Annotated in this window: 1 protein-coding gene; it reads right to left on the bottom strand. The window is 75.4% G+C overall.

Annotation, left to right across the window (positions count from 1 at the left end):
- Positions 1 to 92 precede the first annotated feature (92 nt).
- The coding region (locus MR1_RS19040; protein ID WP_084344957.1) for a TIGR03943 family putative permease subunit at positions 93 to 601 on the bottom strand (509 nt) is incomplete at its 5' end.

Genomic DNA, 601 nt, shown 5'->3' with positions numbered 1-601 from the left:
GGGCCCGCGCCTCCGCACGGGTCAGCGGGCGGGGCGCGTCGGCGCCGGCTGTTCCGGGACCCACGTCCGTCCGATCCGTGCCGCGGTTGTCCTCAGTGCTCATACGGATCCCCCGGCTCGTCGACGCGGGTCACGCCCGAGGGCTCCACGCGCAGGGTGCCGTCCTCCAGCGCCCGCACCGTCCCGGTCACCTCGACCCAGTCTCCGACCGCGTAGTCGCTCTGCCAGGCGTCGATCTGCACGGGCACCGCGGCGGGCTGCGCGTCGATCACGCAGTGCGTGATCACCATGCGGGTGAGTCGAGCCTCGTCCCCCTCGTCGCCGGCCGGGGTGAGGAACCCCGTCAGCGTCACCTCGGCGCCGTCGTACGTCTCGGGCCGCGCGGCGGTCGCGAACACGCTCGCCCAGTCGCCGATCCCGAAGACGCTGGTGTCGGTCGCGGCCCCCAGGGCGACGGTGTCGGCGCCGGCGAAGAGGACGTCCGATCCCGGTGCGCGCGACATGGCGAGATCCACCGAGAGCGAGGCCGGCGGCAGGAACAGCGCGCCGGCCGCGACACCGGTCGCGAGCACGCCCCCGGTGACGACCGCCGCGGTCCCGG

It is taken from the genome of Microbacterium resistens NBRC 103078 (genome assembly GCF_001552355.1).
GTDB classification, from domain to species: Bacteria; Actinomycetota; Actinomycetes; order Actinomycetales; family Microbacteriaceae; genus Microbacterium; species Microbacterium resistens.
The sequence above is the reverse complement of the archived record's forward strand: the minus strand, read 5'-3'. Positions and strand labels throughout refer to the sequence as shown.